The 15371-nt window shown below is 34.6% G+C and carries 20 protein-coding genes; 10 read left to right on the top strand and 10 right to left on the bottom strand.

The window, feature by feature from the left end:
- Positions 1-19: 19 nt before the first annotated feature.
- The 6 genes from EG342_RS06945 to EG342_RS06920 form a co-directional block, all read right to left on the bottom strand.
- Positions 20-1225, bottom strand: coding sequence for a lanthionine synthetase LanC family protein (locus tag EG342_RS06945; protein ID WP_103289018.1), 1206 nt, complete (start codon positions 1223-1225; stop codon positions 20-22).
- An 88-nt stretch (positions 1226-1313) separates the two neighbouring features.
- Positions 1314-1619: a class I lanthipeptide gene (locus tag EG342_RS06940; RefSeq protein WP_103289017.1), complete on the bottom strand. Its 306-nt coding sequence runs from the start codon at positions 1617-1619 to the stop codon at positions 1314-1316.
- A 22-nt stretch (positions 1620-1641) separates the two neighbouring features.
- A complete protein-coding gene (locus EG342_RS06935; protein WP_103289016.1) occupies positions 1642-1911 on the bottom strand; it encodes a class I lanthipeptide in 270 nt (89 codons plus the stop codon).
- Positions 1912-1914: 3 nt separating this feature from the next.
- On the bottom strand, positions 1915-2196 hold the full coding sequence (locus tag EG342_RS06930; RefSeq protein ID WP_103289015.1) for a class I lanthipeptide: 282 nt from the start codon (positions 2194-2196) through the stop codon (positions 1915-1917).
- Between the two features lie 18 nt (positions 2197-2214).
- Positions 2215-2508, bottom strand: coding sequence for a class I lanthipeptide (locus EG342_RS06925; protein ID WP_103289014.1), 294 nt, complete (start codon positions 2506-2508; stop codon positions 2215-2217).
- A gap of 20 nt (positions 2509-2528) precedes the next feature.
- Positions 2529-2822 (bottom strand): class I lanthipeptide, encoded by a 294-nt coding sequence (locus tag EG342_RS06920; protein WP_103289013.1) that lies wholly within the window; start codon positions 2820-2822, stop codon positions 2529-2531.
- A gap of 198 nt (positions 2823-3020) precedes the next feature.
- Here EG342_RS06920 and EG342_RS06915 point away from each other — a divergent pair, with 198 nt between their 5' ends.
- The 4 genes from EG342_RS06915 (at position 3021) to EG342_RS06900 (ending at position 6059) form a co-directional block, all read left to right on the top strand.
- The gene (locus EG342_RS06915; protein WP_246008750.1) at positions 3021-3314 is read left to right on the top strand and encodes a DUF2845 domain-containing protein; all 294 of its coding nucleotides are present in this window, start codon (positions 3021-3023) and stop codon (positions 3312-3314) included.
- 185 nt (positions 3315-3499) lie between these two features.
- Positions 3500-3937 (top strand): hypothetical protein, encoded by a 438-nt coding sequence (locus EG342_RS06910; RefSeq protein ID WP_103289011.1) that lies wholly within the window; start codon positions 3500-3502, stop codon positions 3935-3937.
- A 71-nt stretch (positions 3938-4008) separates the two neighbouring features.
- Positions 4009-5001 (top strand): aspartate-semialdehyde dehydrogenase, encoded by a 993-nt coding sequence (locus EG342_RS06905; RefSeq protein ID WP_103289010.1) that lies wholly within the window; start codon positions 4009-4011, stop codon positions 4999-5001.
- A 59-nt stretch (positions 5002-5060) separates the two neighbouring features.
- Positions 5061-6059 (top strand): cation diffusion facilitator family transporter, encoded by a 999-nt coding sequence (locus EG342_RS06900; RefSeq protein ID WP_103289009.1) that lies wholly within the window; start codon positions 5061-5063, stop codon positions 6057-6059.
- 17 nt (positions 6060-6076) lie between these two features.
- On the opposite strand, the gene EG342_RS06895 is transcribed toward EG342_RS06900, so the two are convergent.
- Complete coding sequence (locus tag EG342_RS06895) at positions 6077-6523, bottom strand: exosortase F system-associated membrane protein (protein ID WP_103289008.1); 447 nt, start codon at positions 6521-6523, stop codon at positions 6077-6079.
- Positions 6510-7040, bottom strand: coding sequence for an exosortase family protein XrtF (xrtF, locus tag EG342_RS06890; protein WP_103289007.1), 531 nt, complete (start codon positions 7038-7040; stop codon positions 6510-6512). Before xrtF ends, EG342_RS06895 begins: the two co-directional genes overlap by 14 nt.
- 217 nt (positions 7041-7257) lie before the next feature.
- Between xrtF and EG342_RS06885 the strand changes: the two genes are divergently transcribed.
- From EG342_RS06885 to EG342_RS06860, 6 genes are all read left to right on the top strand, one after another.
- Entirely contained in the window at positions 7258-8283 is a 1026-nt protein-coding gene (locus tag EG342_RS06885; RefSeq protein WP_103289006.1) for an aminoglycoside phosphotransferase family protein, read from the top strand.
- Positions 8284-8390: 107 nt separating this feature from the next.
- Entirely contained in the window at positions 8391-8807 is a 417-nt protein-coding gene (locus EG342_RS06880; protein WP_103289005.1) for a RapZ C-terminal domain-containing protein, read from the top strand.
- Between the two features lie 62 nt (positions 8808-8869).
- A complete protein-coding gene (locus tag EG342_RS06875; protein WP_103289004.1) occupies positions 8870-9583 on the top strand; it encodes a nucleotidyltransferase family protein in 714 nt (237 codons plus the stop codon).
- 8 nt (positions 9584-9591) lie between these two features.
- Positions 9592-10344 carry an LOG family protein gene (locus EG342_RS06870; RefSeq protein WP_103289003.1) on the top strand — a complete coding sequence of 251 codons (753 nt, stop codon included), beginning with the start codon at positions 9592-9594 and terminating at the stop codon, positions 10342-10344.
- 58 nt (positions 10345-10402) lie between these two features.
- Positions 10403-10873, top strand: coding sequence for a DUF6702 family protein (locus tag EG342_RS06865; protein ID WP_027371877.1), 471 nt, complete (start codon positions 10403-10405; stop codon positions 10871-10873).
- 283 nt (positions 10874-11156) lie between these two features.
- Positions 11157-11723: an inclusion body family protein gene (locus EG342_RS06860; RefSeq protein ID WP_103289002.1), complete on the top strand. Its 567-nt coding sequence runs from the start codon at positions 11157-11159 to the stop codon at positions 11721-11723.
- A gap of 91 nt (positions 11724-11814) precedes the next feature.
- On the opposite strand, the gene EG342_RS06855 is transcribed toward EG342_RS06860, so the two are convergent.
- Positions 11815-13932 carry an outer membrane beta-barrel protein gene (locus EG342_RS06855; protein ID WP_103289001.1) on the bottom strand — a complete coding sequence of 706 codons (2118 nt, stop codon included), beginning with the start codon at positions 13930-13932 and terminating at the stop codon, positions 11815-11817.
- Complete coding sequence (locus EG342_RS25615; RefSeq protein ID WP_260232359.1) at positions 13929-15206, bottom strand: O-antigen ligase family protein; 1278 nt, start codon at positions 15204-15206, stop codon at positions 13929-13931. Before EG342_RS25615 ends, EG342_RS06855 begins: the two co-directional genes overlap by 4 nt.
- Positions 15207-15371: the final 165 nt, after the last annotated feature.

Here is a 15371-nt window from a genome sequence, read left to right as displayed (position 1 = left end):
GTTGATATAATTAAAGAACTTACATTAATAACACATCACCCCATTTAATATCAGGATCTATTAAAGAAAGTAAAGATAACCCGACACCACTAAGCCCTTGTAAAAAGCCAAAATCGTTATAATATCCCCGCTCATTATGCCATGCGGAATGACCGGTTTCATATTTTTCTTCTTCAGAATGAATCATTTCAATCGTTATATTCTTCCAATACTCTATGGCTTCAGAATAATCAGCTTCTTTGTTAAGGTAAGAAAACTTATTAAAAATATGCATTACACCTGCTGATCCATGGCAAACTCCGGCATCTTTAATACTATTGATATTGAGATCTCTTTTGGGTGCTGAAAAATTAATGCAACCTAAAGCTATACTTTTAAAATCTTCATTTTGAATCGCTGTTCCAACATCCCACAACGAAATACCCATTCCTAAATCTCCATAACACCATCCCAGTCGGGATCCCCTACTCATATTGTGTTCAATACTTTCAGCTGCAGATGTCATCGTAGGAAAAAGAGAGTTTTTCTTTGTTTTAAATTTAAAATCCAGCATTGCAGACGTTGCATCGTTCAGCAATATCTTTAATTCATTACTTGAGTTCAGCTGATAAACCTTTGATAAAACAGATACGATAGCCGGCTGCCCATGTGAAAGTCCGAAATTGAGTGTATCATCATATCTTTTACCTTCGCTTACATTAAAAGATGGCCAATACGGCTTATTATAGATCGTACTTTCAGTTCTTAAAGCCAGTTTGGAAACAATATTATCTATGTAGTGATTTGTTTTATGAGCTCCCTCCGTAAAATAGTATAAAGCTCCGATAGCTCCATGTAAAAAATCGTAATTATCCCGATTGATCTCTTCAATAGCGTAGTTATAAATATACTCATCCAAATCAGACAATGCATCTTCTACTTCGAAATCAACAAACTCCTCCTTATGAAGAAATTTTAATAACCAACCTAAACCTGCTGCCCCCGTACTGAATCTATAATTATTATATTTTATACTAGCCTTAATCCCTTCCAGAATATGATCAACCAATATACTTCCTTTGTCTAAACTTTCAGGATCATTAAAAATTTTCCCATGATAAAAATAAAAAAGACAAAGACCGCCTAATTCATTTAATAATCCTGGAACATATGATTGCTTATTCTGATATAATTGATCTATTTTACTTTTTATACTCGTTATTTCTTTTATCAAATTCTCCGTCATAAATTAAATTCATCTTTTATATAAAGATAAACACGGATAACTTTTCTATAAGCTATCCGCGTTTATTTTAATTGTAAATAAAAAAATATTAGGTTCTGTCATCACACATTCCGGACCCGTCCTGTGTAAAGCAATCCATTGTGATATCTGTAACGCAGGCTGTATCATCTGTGTCATTCATTGTACAACCTCCATAAGTGCAATCTTCGTCTGTGCAGTCATTGGTGTTACAACGTTCTGTTTCATCACATACATTTCCTGGACACTGGCTAAGGTCTACGGTAATTACATTGCCTGCTCCAGCTCCCCCTATAATTTTTTGAGATTCGTCCTGTGACAGATTAAGGATGTCTTCTTTGTTAATCTCTAATTTGATAATTTTCTTCTTTCTCATGTTCACGATATTCAGTTTTTAATTAAGTTCTTTCACAATAACCAACAAAGGTTCTGTCACAATCTGTTGCATCTGTGTCATTCATGGTACAGTCTCCGTAGGTACAATCTTCATCCGTACAGTCTGTGGAACCACATCCATCCGAGTCGTTTTCACATCCTGTCGCTGGGCACTGACTATAATCTACAGTAACGGCACCACCACCTCCTATAACTTTTTGAGATTCATCCTGTGACAGATTAAGGATATCTTCTTTATTAATCTCTAATTTGATGATTTTCCTCTTACTCATACATTAAGTTCTTGTACCATTACATTGAAATACATCTCCTGTATAACAGTTTCTATCGTCACTCACTCCGCAAGCACTGTCACAACTGTCCATACCTTCCGTATATCCTTGGCAGCCTTCTTCTGTACGATTACAATCGTCGGGCAATGTCAATTGCTGGCAGGTATCTCCATTATCGTAGGTTAAAGTATCTCCTCCTCCTCCAACAATTTTCTGAGATTCAGCCAGTGAAAGGTTAAGAATATCTTCTTTATTAATTTCCAGTTTTACAATTCGCTTTTTCATGTTGTATTAGTTTGGGAATTACGTTCTTTCGCAAGTGAAGTCGAAAGTTCTGTCACAGTCTCTTGTAACATCAGTGATACAGGCTATATCATCTGTTTCATTCATCGTACAACCTCCATAGGTACAATCTTCTTCTGTACATTCAGTTGTATTGCAACCTTCTGTGTCATTACACACATTTCCAGGACACTGGCTAAGGTCTACAGTAATTACCGTTCCTGCTCCTCCTAAAATTTTCTGTGATTCATCTTGTGATAGATTAAGGATGTCTTCTTTGTTAATCTCTAATTTGATGATTTTCTTCTTTCTCATGTTATAATATTTAGTTTTAATTAAGTTCTTATCGTGTTACAGGTCCAATAATTAGCAGAAGGGCATTGAGAAGATACATCTGGTCCACAATCACAACTTTGCATGTTCTCTGTAAAGCTTTGACATCCTTCTTCTGTACAATCTTCAGAATATCCGGTACCACAATTAGCAGGTTGTGTAACCGGGCAATCAGCGCCATAATCTACAGTGAGTACTCCGTTTTCTCCCCCTAAAATTTTCTGGGATTCATCGTGCGATAGATTAAGGATCTCTTCCTTATTGATTTCTAATCTGATAATTTTTTTCTTTCTCATAGTATTTTCATGTTTTATCTACCAAATATACATTTATTTCCAAATAAAACACATTATTTTTCATTAACAATACACCAATTAGTGTCTAAACCTTTTATTGACGCCTGTTCGTGCATTACATCATAAAAATCTGATGTTTTTTGTACATTTAATAAAAAAATTATGCGATTATTTTTAACACAAACAGTATCTATACTCATGATTTTAGCATTTTTAACTTCCTTCAAAACAAGCAGTAAGTTTACGTCTGAATCGGTAAGTATCGGAATGACGAAAGATCAGGTTATCTCAAAATTTGGAAAACCTTACAAATCCGCATTTACAGAAAATAAAGAAACCAAAGAGATGGAAGAATCCTTATTTTACAAAGAAAACTTCAATCTTGGAAACAGCTCAATTACCAATATTCTACATTTTAAAGGAGGAAAATTAGTAGCTCTTGAACAAGGAAAGGAATCTGAAAATAATTCAACGACAATTGTAACGCATTAACCTTACATAAATGGCCTTTTTATAATAGGTCTCATCTCTTCAACAGAATTTATTTTAAATTCGGAAGAACATGGTCTACAACTTTATCTTTCAACTTCTAATTATCACAATATTAGATTTTATAAATATCAATCCCGACTTCGAGCCGGGATTTTTGTTATCTTTGTGTACAAAAAAAATAGATTATGGATTTTTACAAGATTTTGCTTAATGCCCACAAAGGATTCGGGTATCTTGAACTGCTGCTAGTAGCATTATTTATTATTGCACTTTTGGCTACTATGTTCGGATTCAGTGGAAAAGTGAACAAGTTTTTAAAGAAAACAACTTTATTTACAATGATCTTCTTCCACGTTCAGTTTTTGCTGGGAATAATCATGTTATTTGTATCACCAGGTGTTAAGGCTGCGATATCAGCAGGAACACTAATGAGCGATTCTTATTCAAGATTCCAATATGTTGAGCATCCATTCTCTATGCTTATTGCAGCTGTTTTGATGACTATTGTCAACAAAAAAGTAAAATCTAATGATACCATCTCTTTAGGAGTAGTGATTATGGGATTAATTGCAGTAGGTTTATTTGCATTCGCGTTCCCTTGGACAAGAGTCTTCGGGGCATAAATAGATAAAGAAATTATACATAATGCGTTATAATTTATAAATAGTTTAATCTTAAATTTTTAATTAAATCAATGAAAGTAGCTGTAGTAGGTTCAACAGGAATGGTTGGACAAGTTATGCTTAAAGTTTTGGAGGAGAGAAACTTCCCTGTAACAGAATTAATTCCGGTAGCATCCGAAAAATCTGTAGGCAAGAAGGTGAAGTATAAACAGAAGGAATTTACGATTGTAAGCATGAAGGACGCTATAGCTGCCAAACCGGATATTGCCATCTTTTCTGCCGGAGGTTCAACTTCTCTTGAGTTTGCTCCATTATTTGCGGAGGCAGGAGTAACAGTAATTGACAATTCTTCTGCATGGAGAATGGATCCTGATAAAAAATTAGTGGTTCCTGAGATCAATGCTGATGTTTTAACGAAAGAAGACAAGATCATTGCAAATCCGAATTGTTCTACCATTCAGTTGGTAATGGTTCTGGGACCATTGAACAAAAAATATGATTTAAAAAGAGTAATCGTTTCCACTTACCAATCTGTAACAGGAACCGGCAAAGCTGCTGTAGATCAGCTAAATGGAGAAATCAGCGGAGATGATTCAACTGCAAAAGTATATCCGTATCAGATATTCAAAAATGCATTACCTCACTGTGATGTGTTTTCTGATGATGATTACACAAAAGAAGAAATCAAATTGATGAAAGAACCTAAGAAAATTTTAGGAGACGACACGTTCAATTTGACAGCGACTGCAGTAAGAGTTCCCGTTCAGGGAGGTCACTCAGAAAGTGTAAACATCGAATTTGAAAATGAATTTGAACTGGACGAAGTACGAAAAATCTTATCTGAAACTCCAGGAGTAGTGGTGATGGATGATGTAAAAAACAATCATTATCCAATGCCTTTATACTCCGAAGGAAAGGACGAGGTTTTCGTAGGAAGGATAAGACGGGATCTGTCACAGCCCAAAACACTCAACCTCTGGATTGTAGCAGACAATCTGAGGAAAGGAGCAGCAACGAACGCTGTACAAATCGCAGAATACCTTGTAGCAAATAACTTAGTATAAACTAACAAAATAAAAAAGAGTCTCAAAATTGAGATTCTTTTTTTTATCAAACTCCTGATATGAATACCCAGAAACACACACACAAAGATAAAATAGGATTCCAAAAACTGATCGCCGCATTTGGAGTCATTCTTTTCATCGGAAAGATTATTGCCTGGAAACTCACCAATTCTGATGCAGTGTTCTCCGATGCTATGGAAAGTATCGTGAATGTGATTAGCGCATTCATGGGACTGTATTCCCTACACCTTGCTGCCAAACCAAAAGATGAAGACCATCCTTATGGCCATGGAAAGGTAGAATTTGTTACTTCCGGTATTGAAGGAGCTTTGATTGCTATTGCGGGGATTATGATTATTTATGAAGGGATTCATAGCCTTATTGTAGGTAAAACACTGAGCCAAATTGATCTGGGAATATGGATTATTACAGCAACTGCGGTTATCAACTACCTTTTAGGTTATATCTCTATAAAAAAGGGGGAAAGAGAGAATTCCCTTGTCCTTATTTCATCCGGAAAGCATTTGCAATCGGATACTATCACCACGCTTGGTGTGGTAGGAAGTTTAGTGATTGTTTATTTCACAAAAATCTATTGGCTGGATTCTGCGGTAGCATTAATCTTCGGGCTTTACATCATATTTGTAGGCTATAAAATTGTCCGAAAATCTTTAAGCGGAATTATGGATGAACAAGATCCGGAAATATTACACCAGATCATCAAAATCCTTGAAGAAAACAGACATACAGAATGGATTGACGTGCATAATATGAAAATCCAGCAATTCGGATCCTCACTTCATATTGACGCCCACATTACCCTTCCATGGTATTATGATCTTCGTGATGCTCACAGCGAAATGGAGAAAGTCATTATCCTTCTTGCCAGCAATATAAAACGTCCCATAGAGTTTAATTTTCATATGGATGACTGTAAGCCTATCTCCTGCCCGGTTTGTCAGATCAAAGACTGCCCGGTTCGTGAAAAGGATTTCGTTAAACGTGTAGAATGGACTGCTGAAAATGTAACCAGTATTGACAAACACACTACAGAATAGACTGGAATTAAACAGGCCTATTTATCTTTGTCTTCATTAACCATCATCTGCTTTCTGTAATAAAACATCGGAACAATCAAAAGGATAATCAAAGGCTGAATTACAAACCTCCTCATATAAAAAGAAAAAAGATAGCCTATTTTAAACTGATCATGAATACAGTAAAAATAAATAGGCAGCGCAATGGCAAAAACAATGACCATCATGACCGCTCCCTGCAGCGTCCACTGTTTGTTTTTAAATAAGCCATAAACAATCAGGCAGGAAAACAGCAAATTCAGAATAAATCTGAAAATATGCCCTAACAGTAACTTTCCCCATTCAAAGGCAGGGAATTCAATATTTTTTATCGCTTCGTGGAAGTAATCAAGAAAAGGATCATAGAAGAGTTGATCTTCGAAAATTCTAACACTCACAAGACCACAAATTCCGACAATGACGAATAACCAGTTAAGAATTTTCATGTTTTAAAGCAAAGAATTTAATCCAAATCAGCCAAAGCACAACCACCGTTCCGTAAATAATAGCGGGAAAGACAAAGTCATGAAACATTTTTCCATATTCCTTATAATCCGACATCACAATATTCAACCCGGCAATTCGCAAAAGATTCATAATATACAGTAAAACCAGTCCTACTCCTACAAATACAAATGTCTTTGAACCTTTATAAAAGGCAAAAATAAAAGACACAAATAAGATGATTACGGAAATAGCGTTACAACCCTCAACCATTCTTGTGACATAGTGATTTTTAACATAAAACCAGACCTGTTCGTTCCTGACATCGTCATAAAGCTCCGTCGGATACCCTGTACTATTTTGCAAACTGCTTACCTGATTGGCAATGATTCGTGAAAACGGATCCAGACCGGCATCTTTACTGCTGTTCAGATAAAATTGGTAAGCAAAAAGCAGCACCAGATAGATGATGATGAAACGCAGTAGAATTCCTAAAACCGGCTTAAAGTCCTTTAACATAGTACAAATATAAAAATTAGACTGTAAACTCAACTGATTTTGAGGCAAGAAACCTAAATTTTAAATCACAAACCAGGGAGGGCGTATATTGAAGTCAATATTTTACTTTTAATTGTAAAGATTTCTTCGATCAATAAAGAAACTCTCAAAACAACTTCCCTTACCCTTCAAACATTGTGATTCAACTCACGTTAAATTAGTATATTTGTTTCATATTATGACTTCTGAAAACGCAAAACGATTTTTTGAAAACCATCTAGGTAAAAAATCTTCCGAATTCGTTACACTGGCTCAAAGCGGCTCTGCGAGAGTTAATTTTTTGGCGACCGCCGGCACTGAAAAATATATCATTACCTACAATGAAAATATCCCGGAAAATGAAAGTTTTCTCTATTATTCCTATATTTTTTCTGATTTAAATCTAAATACGCCAACCATTTTTGCAGTATCTGAGGATAGAAAAATATATGTACAGGAATTCCTGGGAGCCCAAACTCTTTCCGAACTCATTGCAAAAGAAAGCCTTTCGCCTCATGTAAAGCAGCTGGTACAACAAACTCTGGAAAAATTGTTTCAACTGCAAACTCAGACTCAGGGGAAAATAGATTATTCAAAAACATTTGAATATGAATGCTATGATGAACTTCCGGTGATTCATGATTTGTATTATTTTAAAAACTTTGTAGCAGACATCCTTGAATTGGAGTACAATAAATCCAGGCTCTTAAAAGAATTCAAACAAATTGCCAATCTTATTGAAAGTCTTAAACCACAGGGAATTATGATCCGCGATTTCCAGGCAAGAAACATTATGGTGAATGACAACAATGAGGTTTCATTTATTGACTACCAGTCTGCAATGAAAGGCCCATTGATGTATGACGTCATCTCTTTTCTTTTCCAGGCAAAAGCAAACTTTCCTGAGGACTTTAAAAATGAGATGCTGGAATTTTATATCCAGCAATTTGAAGATGAGGAAATTAAAGCTCAACTATATCATTCGGTGAAGCCTGTTCAGGTGATGAGATTTTTGCAGGTCCTAGGTGCGTATGGATTCCGGGGACTCATTCAGAGAAAACAACATTTCATAGCAAGTCTGGAAAAAGGAATTGAAAACATTACCCAATTTGCAGCTTCTTGGGAGCAAATGAAAAATTTTCCTGAGCTTGAAAAAGTGATCAGGCAACTTAGCTCTGAAAAGGCTAAATCGAAAGTTGAAGAAATTTTAAATTTGAACCATTAAGAAGGATTAGTATAATATTATGCTCATAGCCTTCGACTCCGCTCAGGCTGACAATGACAAAAACTTAAAAGACCTTAATGGTCTAAACTAAAAATAAAAAGAAGAAAATGCTACACATCGATATCCACAGTTTTTCGTATAAGAAAGGAGGAATTCCAAAAGATCATTCAGGAAACGGAGGCGGTTTTGCTTTCGATTGCAGAGGAATTTTAAATCCAGGCCGAATTGAAGAATATAAAATCCAGACCGGAAATGACATAGGCGTTCAGGAATACCTTGAAACCCAGACAGAGATGCCCAAATTCCTGGAACTTGTAAAATCAATTGTTTCCATCAACATCGAAGATTATCTGGAAAGAGGATTTGAAAACCTGCAAATCAATTTCGGATGTACCGGTGGGCAACACAGATCGGTGTATTCTGCCATCAAGATTGCAGAATTCATCAAACAAAAATATCCTGAAGGCACGCTGGTGACTCTTCAGCATGACGAACAACCACAACTGAATATTAATAATCAGTAATGAGCAATAAGTAATTTTACGTTACTTATTATACATTACTCATCACTTATTACTCATATATTATGAAGGCTCTTATTTTCGCAGCAGGAAAAGGAACAAGGCTTAAACCCTTTACAGACCACCATCCAAAAGCTTTGGCAAAAGTAAATGGTATTCCTCTTTTAGAAAGAAATATCAGATATTTAAAAAGTTTCGGAATTACAGATTTTGTGATCAACATCCATCATTTTGGAGATCAGATTGTTGATTTTTTGAATAAAAACAATAATTTCGAGTGTAAGATCGAAATCTCTGATGAGTCCAACGAACTGCTTGAAACCGGGGGCGGCTTAATTTTTGCTAGAAGATTTCTTGACCACGGAGAAGATTTCCTCATCATGAACGCTGATATTTTAACCAACATAAACATCAATACATTGGTAGAATATCATAAAAAGATAAAAGATTTTGCTACTTTAGCAGTCTCAGACCGTGAAAGTTCAAGAAAACTTCTTTTCAATGATGAAATGGTCTTAAGAGGTTGGTTGAATGTGCAAACAGGAGAACAAAGGCTTGCCGAGTTTAATAAAGGATTCAAAGCTCTTGCCTTCAGTGGTGTTCATTGTATCAATCCTCTCATTTTTGAAAAAATAAAAAGAAAAGGAAAATTTTCTGTTATGGAAGAATATCTGGATCTGATGCAGACCGAGCATATTCATGGTTTTGTACACGACAGCATTCTTATCGATGTCGGAAGACCGGAATCCGTAATAGAGGCCGAAAAATATTTTAAATAAATTGTGCAATGGAACTTGATGGAACCAGGGATGAAAGTTTAGTAAATCCGGAATTTGACATTAACGAAACGAAACTACACGATAGTTTCAGACAAAAAACCTGGGATGAAACCATCACGAAAGACAGCTGGATGGTTTTCAAGGTGATGGCTGAATTTGTAGATGGCTACGAAAAACTGGCTAAGATTGGACCTTGCGTTTCTATCTTTGGCTCTGCACGTTTGAGGCCGGAAAATAAATACTACGAAATGGCCGTTGAAATCGCTGAAAAAATTACCGCATTAGGTTTCGGAATTATTACAGGTGGTGGACCGGGAATTATGGAAGCAGGAAATAAAGGAGCTTTCAATGCAAAAGGGAAGTCTATCGGACTTAATATCGATCTTCCTTTTGAACAGCATTTCAACCCTTATATCAACAAGTCTTATTCAATGAATTTCGATTACTTCTTCGTGAGAAAGGTAATGTTTGTGAAATATTCCCAAGGTTTCGTGGTAATGCCCGGAGGTTTTGGAACATTGGATGAACTGACAGAAGCAATGACCCTTATTCAAACTAATAAAATTGGTAAATTTCCAATCGTATTGGTAGGAACTGAATTTTGGGGTGGATTATTAGATTGGTTCAAGGCAACCTTACTAAAAGAAGGAATGATTGCTGAAGATGATCTTGATCTTTATCGTGTGGTAGATACTGCTGATGAGGCAGTAGCGCATATTAAAGCATTTTATGATAAGTATTCTGTAAATGTAAACTTCTAATTGGCATATTATTTGTGACTCATAACTAGCAAGTATGATTGTAAATTTATTAATTAAGATGAAAAAACTTTTATATATATCAGGAATTTTAACATTTTTTGTGTTAATGAGTTTTATGTATGTAGACTTTTTCTCTTCAATGACTAAGGTGGATTATATTGATGGAAGCAAAACATTGAAGTTTACCACAAAAATGAATACAAGCCATATCTCTGATGCTATTAAAATCAATCCGAACACGGCAGGATTTGAGGCAGAAGTAAAAAAATATGTGAACAATAATTTTGATGTATTTGTGAATGGGGCTCCTAAAACAATCACCTTCACCGGAAGTCAGGTAAGCGGAGAAACTGTATGGGTGTATTTTGAAACCGGAGGAGTTTCAGATATCAGCACCTTAAAGATTAAGAATACGATCCTTCTAAGTGCTTTTCCTAAGCAGATCAACCTGGTGAATATTGCCTATAAAGGCAGCCAGAAAACAATGAATTTCCAAAGAGGAAAAGAAGTGAATGAAGTATCTTTTTAAAAGAAATTAGATTTAACCATTATAAATGGGTACCCCGAGAAGTTAAGCTTTTCGGGGTATTTTTTGTTTAAAATCAAAACAAATCACAATAAAGAGAATAATTAAGTATAAATACCTAGGTACTAATTTCAGCATTTATACTCTTGAATAGGTATCCCTGCCTGCATAAATTTGTGATGTAATTACAACAAAAAAAGTGAAGCCGGAATCACACATAATTAATCACGGGGCGGAATCTGAAAAGCCAAACGAGTAAGAAAAAACCAATCAAAAATAATAATACATGGACACATCACAATTTTCATCAAGCCAGGCTATAGACATTATGGTCGTTATTGACACAGATTATGTAAAACATTACATCCAACAAAACAGGCTTACTCCCAGTACAAATATGGACAAGCCGGTACCTGTTGATCATATTGCCAAATATATGATTGTTCCCGCTGCAAACGCTCTTCTTGGTCAGGCAACGGGAGATTTAAATCTAAAGGCAAGAAACGGAGACAGAGTATCCTTCAGAGGAAGTTCAATTTATCAGAATTCGGATGATGCAGTCATTATCTATGGTTTTAAAAAATATGCCGGCGTTGAAGTATTTAATGGGAACCCGATGGTTTACGATGTTGTAGACAGAAAACAGGCCGCGATACCGGATCATACAAAAACAAACGGGCTTCCTGCTATACCTGCCAACGTAAATTTTTACAGCTATGATGCAACGATAGGAAGTACAGGAGAAGGAAACTACTCCCTTTTCTTTGCTTTATATACTTTAGATCCCAATAACAGTGACAAGCAAATATTGTACAGCTATTGCGTTTGGGATCCAACGATTACAGTTGAATAAACAGATATTATTAAACCACTGCATTGCAGTGGTTTTGTGTTTTTGAATTATTGTCAGCTTATTTTCTCTATTCTTATTTTACAGTAATTAATTACTTTTTATTTCTGTTCTTTGTATCTTCTGTTAAAGAATCTTCTTTTTCAGTTGATTTTAATTTTTGATTACCAAAAGTCCAGTACAGTCCTAGTTTAACACCTCTGGCATCAGCATAAGAACGTGTATTATAGGTTATACTATACAATGCTTCTTCATACGATTTCATTCCTTTTAAAAGATCGGTAGCGGTTAAATATAGCGTAAGATTAAGATTTGGAATCTTTTTTTGAAGAGTAAGATTTAGACTGCTGGTACCTCCATGTTTATAAAAGCTGTCGTAAAAATTTGTTGTAAAAGCAAATGAAGTTTCTATAACGTAATCTTTTTTCAACACAATTGTTCCTACGATTCTGTTATTGATTGCAACTGTCGTTCTTTGTTTTTGTACATCTCCAAATTCAATTATGGGTAAATAATTAATGGTAAAATAATTACGGATAAAATATTTATCTTTAAATGATTTATTAATAGATAATGAAGCATATAATGTCATTAATCTAAAATTATTATATTCCTGTGTAAGCCTCTCTCCTCTCCTCATTACAATAGTGCTTATATAATTAGGAGAATATTGCATTCCCAAAGAAAGCATTTGTTGTTTGTAATACATAGAAATGTCGACTTCGTGATCAATCTGAGGTCTAAGGGTAATATTTCCGGAAGTCGTAACAACACTATTCTCTGTACTTTTTCTTTGAAGAGAATTCAACAAATAATAATCCGGTCTCACTAGAGATTTTTTGTAGCTTGCCTCCATCTGAAAACTCTCGGAAAAATTTTGCTGAACCAGGATATTGGGATACCATCCTTTCAAATCAAAAGAATTACCACCTATGAAATTCATGAAGTTACTTTCCTGCCTTATCCCTAAACGAATATATGTTTTTTCAAACTGTTTGCTTCCCTCTAAAAAAAAGGCATAATATTTTTCTTTATAATCCTGACTACTTGCGGTTACAGGAACACTATTTTTGGAAATATCTATTGGATTTTCCATTTGATTGTAAGAAAAACGACCACCAACAGACCAATCTCCCCATTTTTTAGTGTTTAAAGTATAATTAATATTTCCTACATACTGATTAAGTCTTCGTACAGATTTATCTATATATTCTCCTGAACTCATGTAATTGCCACTGTTAAAATAAAAACTCTGGTAGGCATTGTTATACTTTTTATCAGAGTTAAAATATTCCATCTGTACTTTGAGGGTACTTGTTGCAGAGTCGTTTTTTAATGTATAATTGATCTGTATGGTTGTATTGGGACCTTGATTTGTATTTGATGAATGGTATCGGAAAATAGAATCATTTTTAGCCAATCTCTCCACAGTAGGAGATCCGTTATCAGAGCTTAATTTATTTCTTAGTGTGGAAGGCGAATACTCAGTATACAAACTTATCACATGTCTTTTGTTGGATTTATAATTGAATAACAGGGAATATATATTAGATTGGCTCAATGAAATCATTTTCTGGGGAACATCCCAGATATTATTTCGAAATTCAGTGGTGTAAGAAGTATTGGTCAGATTTTCTTTGTAGTTACTGCTGATAAAAGCTTGGATTTCTGTTCTTTTGCCTTTCCAATTGATATTTGCATTTTCAGACATATTCATTTTCTTGGTGAATCCAACAGAAGAACCAATCCCTAATTTAAGACCCTGAAAATCACTATTCCGCAGTGTAATTTTAATAATGGACATTTCATCTGCAGGACTTGTTGCATCCGGAGTACCAATAACTTCTATATGAACAATCATATTACTTGGGATAGCTTCTAAATAGTTTTTTAGCTCCGTTCCCGATAATTGAATTTTGCGATCATTGATATATATCGTGGTGGGTTTCTGTCTTATTTTAACCGATCCGGTTTCTGAGGCCTCCACATACCCTGAATTCTTAATAAAGTCCCATGAGTTTTGCGAGTCAGCAATTGGATTTCGTGCGGGTGATAGAATAATTTTTCCTCTTTTAAATCTTACATTCGGAGCTTTCAGGTTTACAGCTTCAATCTCTTTTTCTTTTTTGAGTGTATCTTTCCTGATATTTTGAGAAAATGCTAGCGAAAATGCAACTAAAAAAAATACCAGAATAATTTCTTTTTTGATCATAAGCTTCTTATATCCATTATCTTTTGGGCATACTTTCTGATTTCAAACGCTTGTTTACTTTTAACTTTTATTGGAGTATTAAGTATATCTTGTGCTGTTTTTTTTGCTTCTTCCAGCCTTTTCTGTTGGAGATAAAGCCTCATCAATTCATACCGGGGCCTAACAATATCTGGATCAAAGTATTTACATTTTATATAATTTTCTTCTGCTTTTCTATAATTTCCAATTTTTTCATAATTAACGCCAAGCAATAGAAATATATCCAGTTTACTACTCCTGAGCGAAGCTCTTTCTAAAAGCTTTATTGCAGTATCAAAGTCTTTATATTCAAGTCTGTTGTTTGCAAAAGCAAGCAAAAAATCTTTATCATTTCCAAAGGTTTTAAAAAGATCTTTATATATCAACTCAGATTGTTTATTTGACAGGCTTACATCATGTTGTTCTAAAGCCCTCCATTTCATAAGATCACTTTCGATCCCGGCTATTCTGATTATTGTTATAGTATTGATCAACACAATAAATCCTAAAATAATTTTACCGTACTTACATGAAATTTTCTCTTTTTTTATGCCGGAAAGAAAAATACCCAGATACAAAATAAGAAGAACACAAACAGCACTTGTTCTGAAAGGGAATGAAAACAGAGAAATGATCAAAAAAGAACCTAGCCCAAGTGTGATTTCTATATTTTTCAGCAGATAAACTCTGTATTTATATACATTGAATACTAAAAACAGCATTAGTATAAAAGATAATATTCCTCCTTCAATAAGGAATTGCAAAGGTTCATTATATGCTGTTTCAATATAGGTTACATTAGTAAAGTATCGGGATGGGTGCATTCTTATATAATCGGCTTGTACCAGATTATAATAGTAGTCAAAGTTGCCAATACCAATACCCTTATAAAATGACGATCCCAATAAAGCCAGGGAGTTCTTAAAAACAAAAAAACGTCCCGAAGTTGAATCCTGAAAAAATATTAAAACCGCAACGACTGCAATGGCACATGAAAAGGCAAAAAATAATATTTTCTTCCAGACAGATATCTGATTCTTATATAGGAACAAAAAATATATAAAAGAAATGATTGCTATTGTCAGCCAGCTTAATTTTGAATCTGTGAGAAAACAAATAAGGATTGAAGTCACAATTGTAAGGATATAGGTAATTTTTCCTATCTTATGTTTTTCATTTTTGTATAACCAAAGAATTCCAGGAATAGCTACTATAATAAAATTTGTAAACAAAGCCGGGCTGACAAAGCTCCCCATAATCTGAAAATTTTTATTTAAACTCCTCGTGATATCAAAGAACTGCAGCCAACCTACAATATCTTCCACAACTACCAATAAAAAAACAATGAATAGTATATTTTTTGGATGACCGCCGCTACCTAAAATCAGTCTTAAAGTAATATAGATTAAGAAATAAATAAC

Origin of the sequence: Chryseobacterium lactis, from assembly GCF_003815875.1 — a bacterium.
Classification (GTDB): Bacteria; Bacteroidota; Bacteroidia; order Flavobacteriales; family Weeksellaceae; genus Chryseobacterium; species Chryseobacterium lactis.
This window is presented reverse-complemented; position numbering and strand designations above follow the sequence as displayed.

Coding starts and splice junctions, on each gene's coding strand:
- EG342_RS06945 (WP_103289018.1), bottom strand. CDS start 1,225: ATGACGGAGAATTTGATAAAAGAAATAACGAGTATAAAAAGTAAAATA.
- EG342_RS06940 (WP_103289017.1), bottom strand. CDS start 1,619: ATGAGAAAGAAGAAAATTATCAAATTAGAGATTAACAAAGAAGACATC.
- EG342_RS06935 (WP_103289016.1), bottom strand. CDS start 1,911: ATGAGTAAGAGGAAAATCATCAAATTAGAGATTAATAAAGAAGATATC.
- EG342_RS06930 (WP_103289015.1), bottom strand. CDS start 2,196: ATGAAAAAGCGAATTGTAAAACTGGAAATTAATAAAGAAGATATTCTT.
- EG342_RS06925 (WP_103289014.1), bottom strand. CDS start 2,508: ATGAGAAAGAAGAAAATCATCAAATTAGAGATTAACAAAGAAGACATC.
- EG342_RS06920 (WP_103289013.1), bottom strand. CDS start 2,822: ATGAGAAAGAAAAAAATTATCAGATTAGAAATCAATAAGGAAGAGATC.
- EG342_RS06915 (WP_246008750.1), top strand. CDS start 3,021: ATGATTTTAGCATTTTTAACTTCCTTCAAAACAAGCAGTAAGTTTACG.
- EG342_RS06910 (WP_103289011.1), top strand. CDS start 3,500: ATGGATTTTTACAAGATTTTGCTTAATGCCCACAAAGGATTCGGGTAT.
- EG342_RS06905 (WP_103289010.1), top strand. CDS start 4,009: ATGAAAGTAGCTGTAGTAGGTTCAACAGGAATGGTTGGACAAGTTATG.
- EG342_RS06900 (WP_103289009.1), top strand. CDS start 5,061: ATGAATACCCAGAAACACACACACAAAGATAAAATAGGATTCCAAAAA.
- EG342_RS06895 (WP_103289008.1), bottom strand. CDS start 6,523: ATGAAAATTCTTAACTGGTTATTCGTCATTGTCGGAATTTGTGGTCTT.
- xrtF (WP_103289007.1), bottom strand. CDS start 7,040: ATGTTAAAGGACTTTAAGCCGGTTTTAGGAATTCTACTGCGTTTCATC.
- EG342_RS06885 (WP_103289006.1), top strand. CDS start 7,258: ATGACTTCTGAAAACGCAAAACGATTTTTTGAAAACCATCTAGGTAAA.
- EG342_RS06880 (WP_103289005.1), top strand. CDS start 8,391: ATGCTACACATCGATATCCACAGTTTTTCGTATAAGAAAGGAGGAATT.
- EG342_RS06875 (WP_103289004.1), top strand. CDS start 8,870: ATGAAGGCTCTTATTTTCGCAGCAGGAAAAGGAACAAGGCTTAAACCC.
- EG342_RS06870 (WP_103289003.1), top strand. CDS start 9,592: ATGGAACTTGATGGAACCAGGGATGAAAGTTTAGTAAATCCGGAATTT.
- EG342_RS06865 (WP_027371877.1), top strand. CDS start 10,403: ATGAAAAAACTTTTATATATATCAGGAATTTTAACATTTTTTGTGTTA.
- EG342_RS06860 (WP_103289002.1), top strand. CDS start 11,157: ATGGACACATCACAATTTTCATCAAGCCAGGCTATAGACATTATGGTC.
- EG342_RS06855 (WP_103289001.1), bottom strand. CDS start 13,932: ATGATCAAAAAAGAAATTATTCTGGTATTTTTTTTAGTTGCATTTTCG.
- EG342_RS25615 (WP_260232359.1), bottom strand. CDS start 15,206: ATGGGGAGCTTTGTCAGCCCGGCTTTGTTTACAAATTTTATTATAGTA.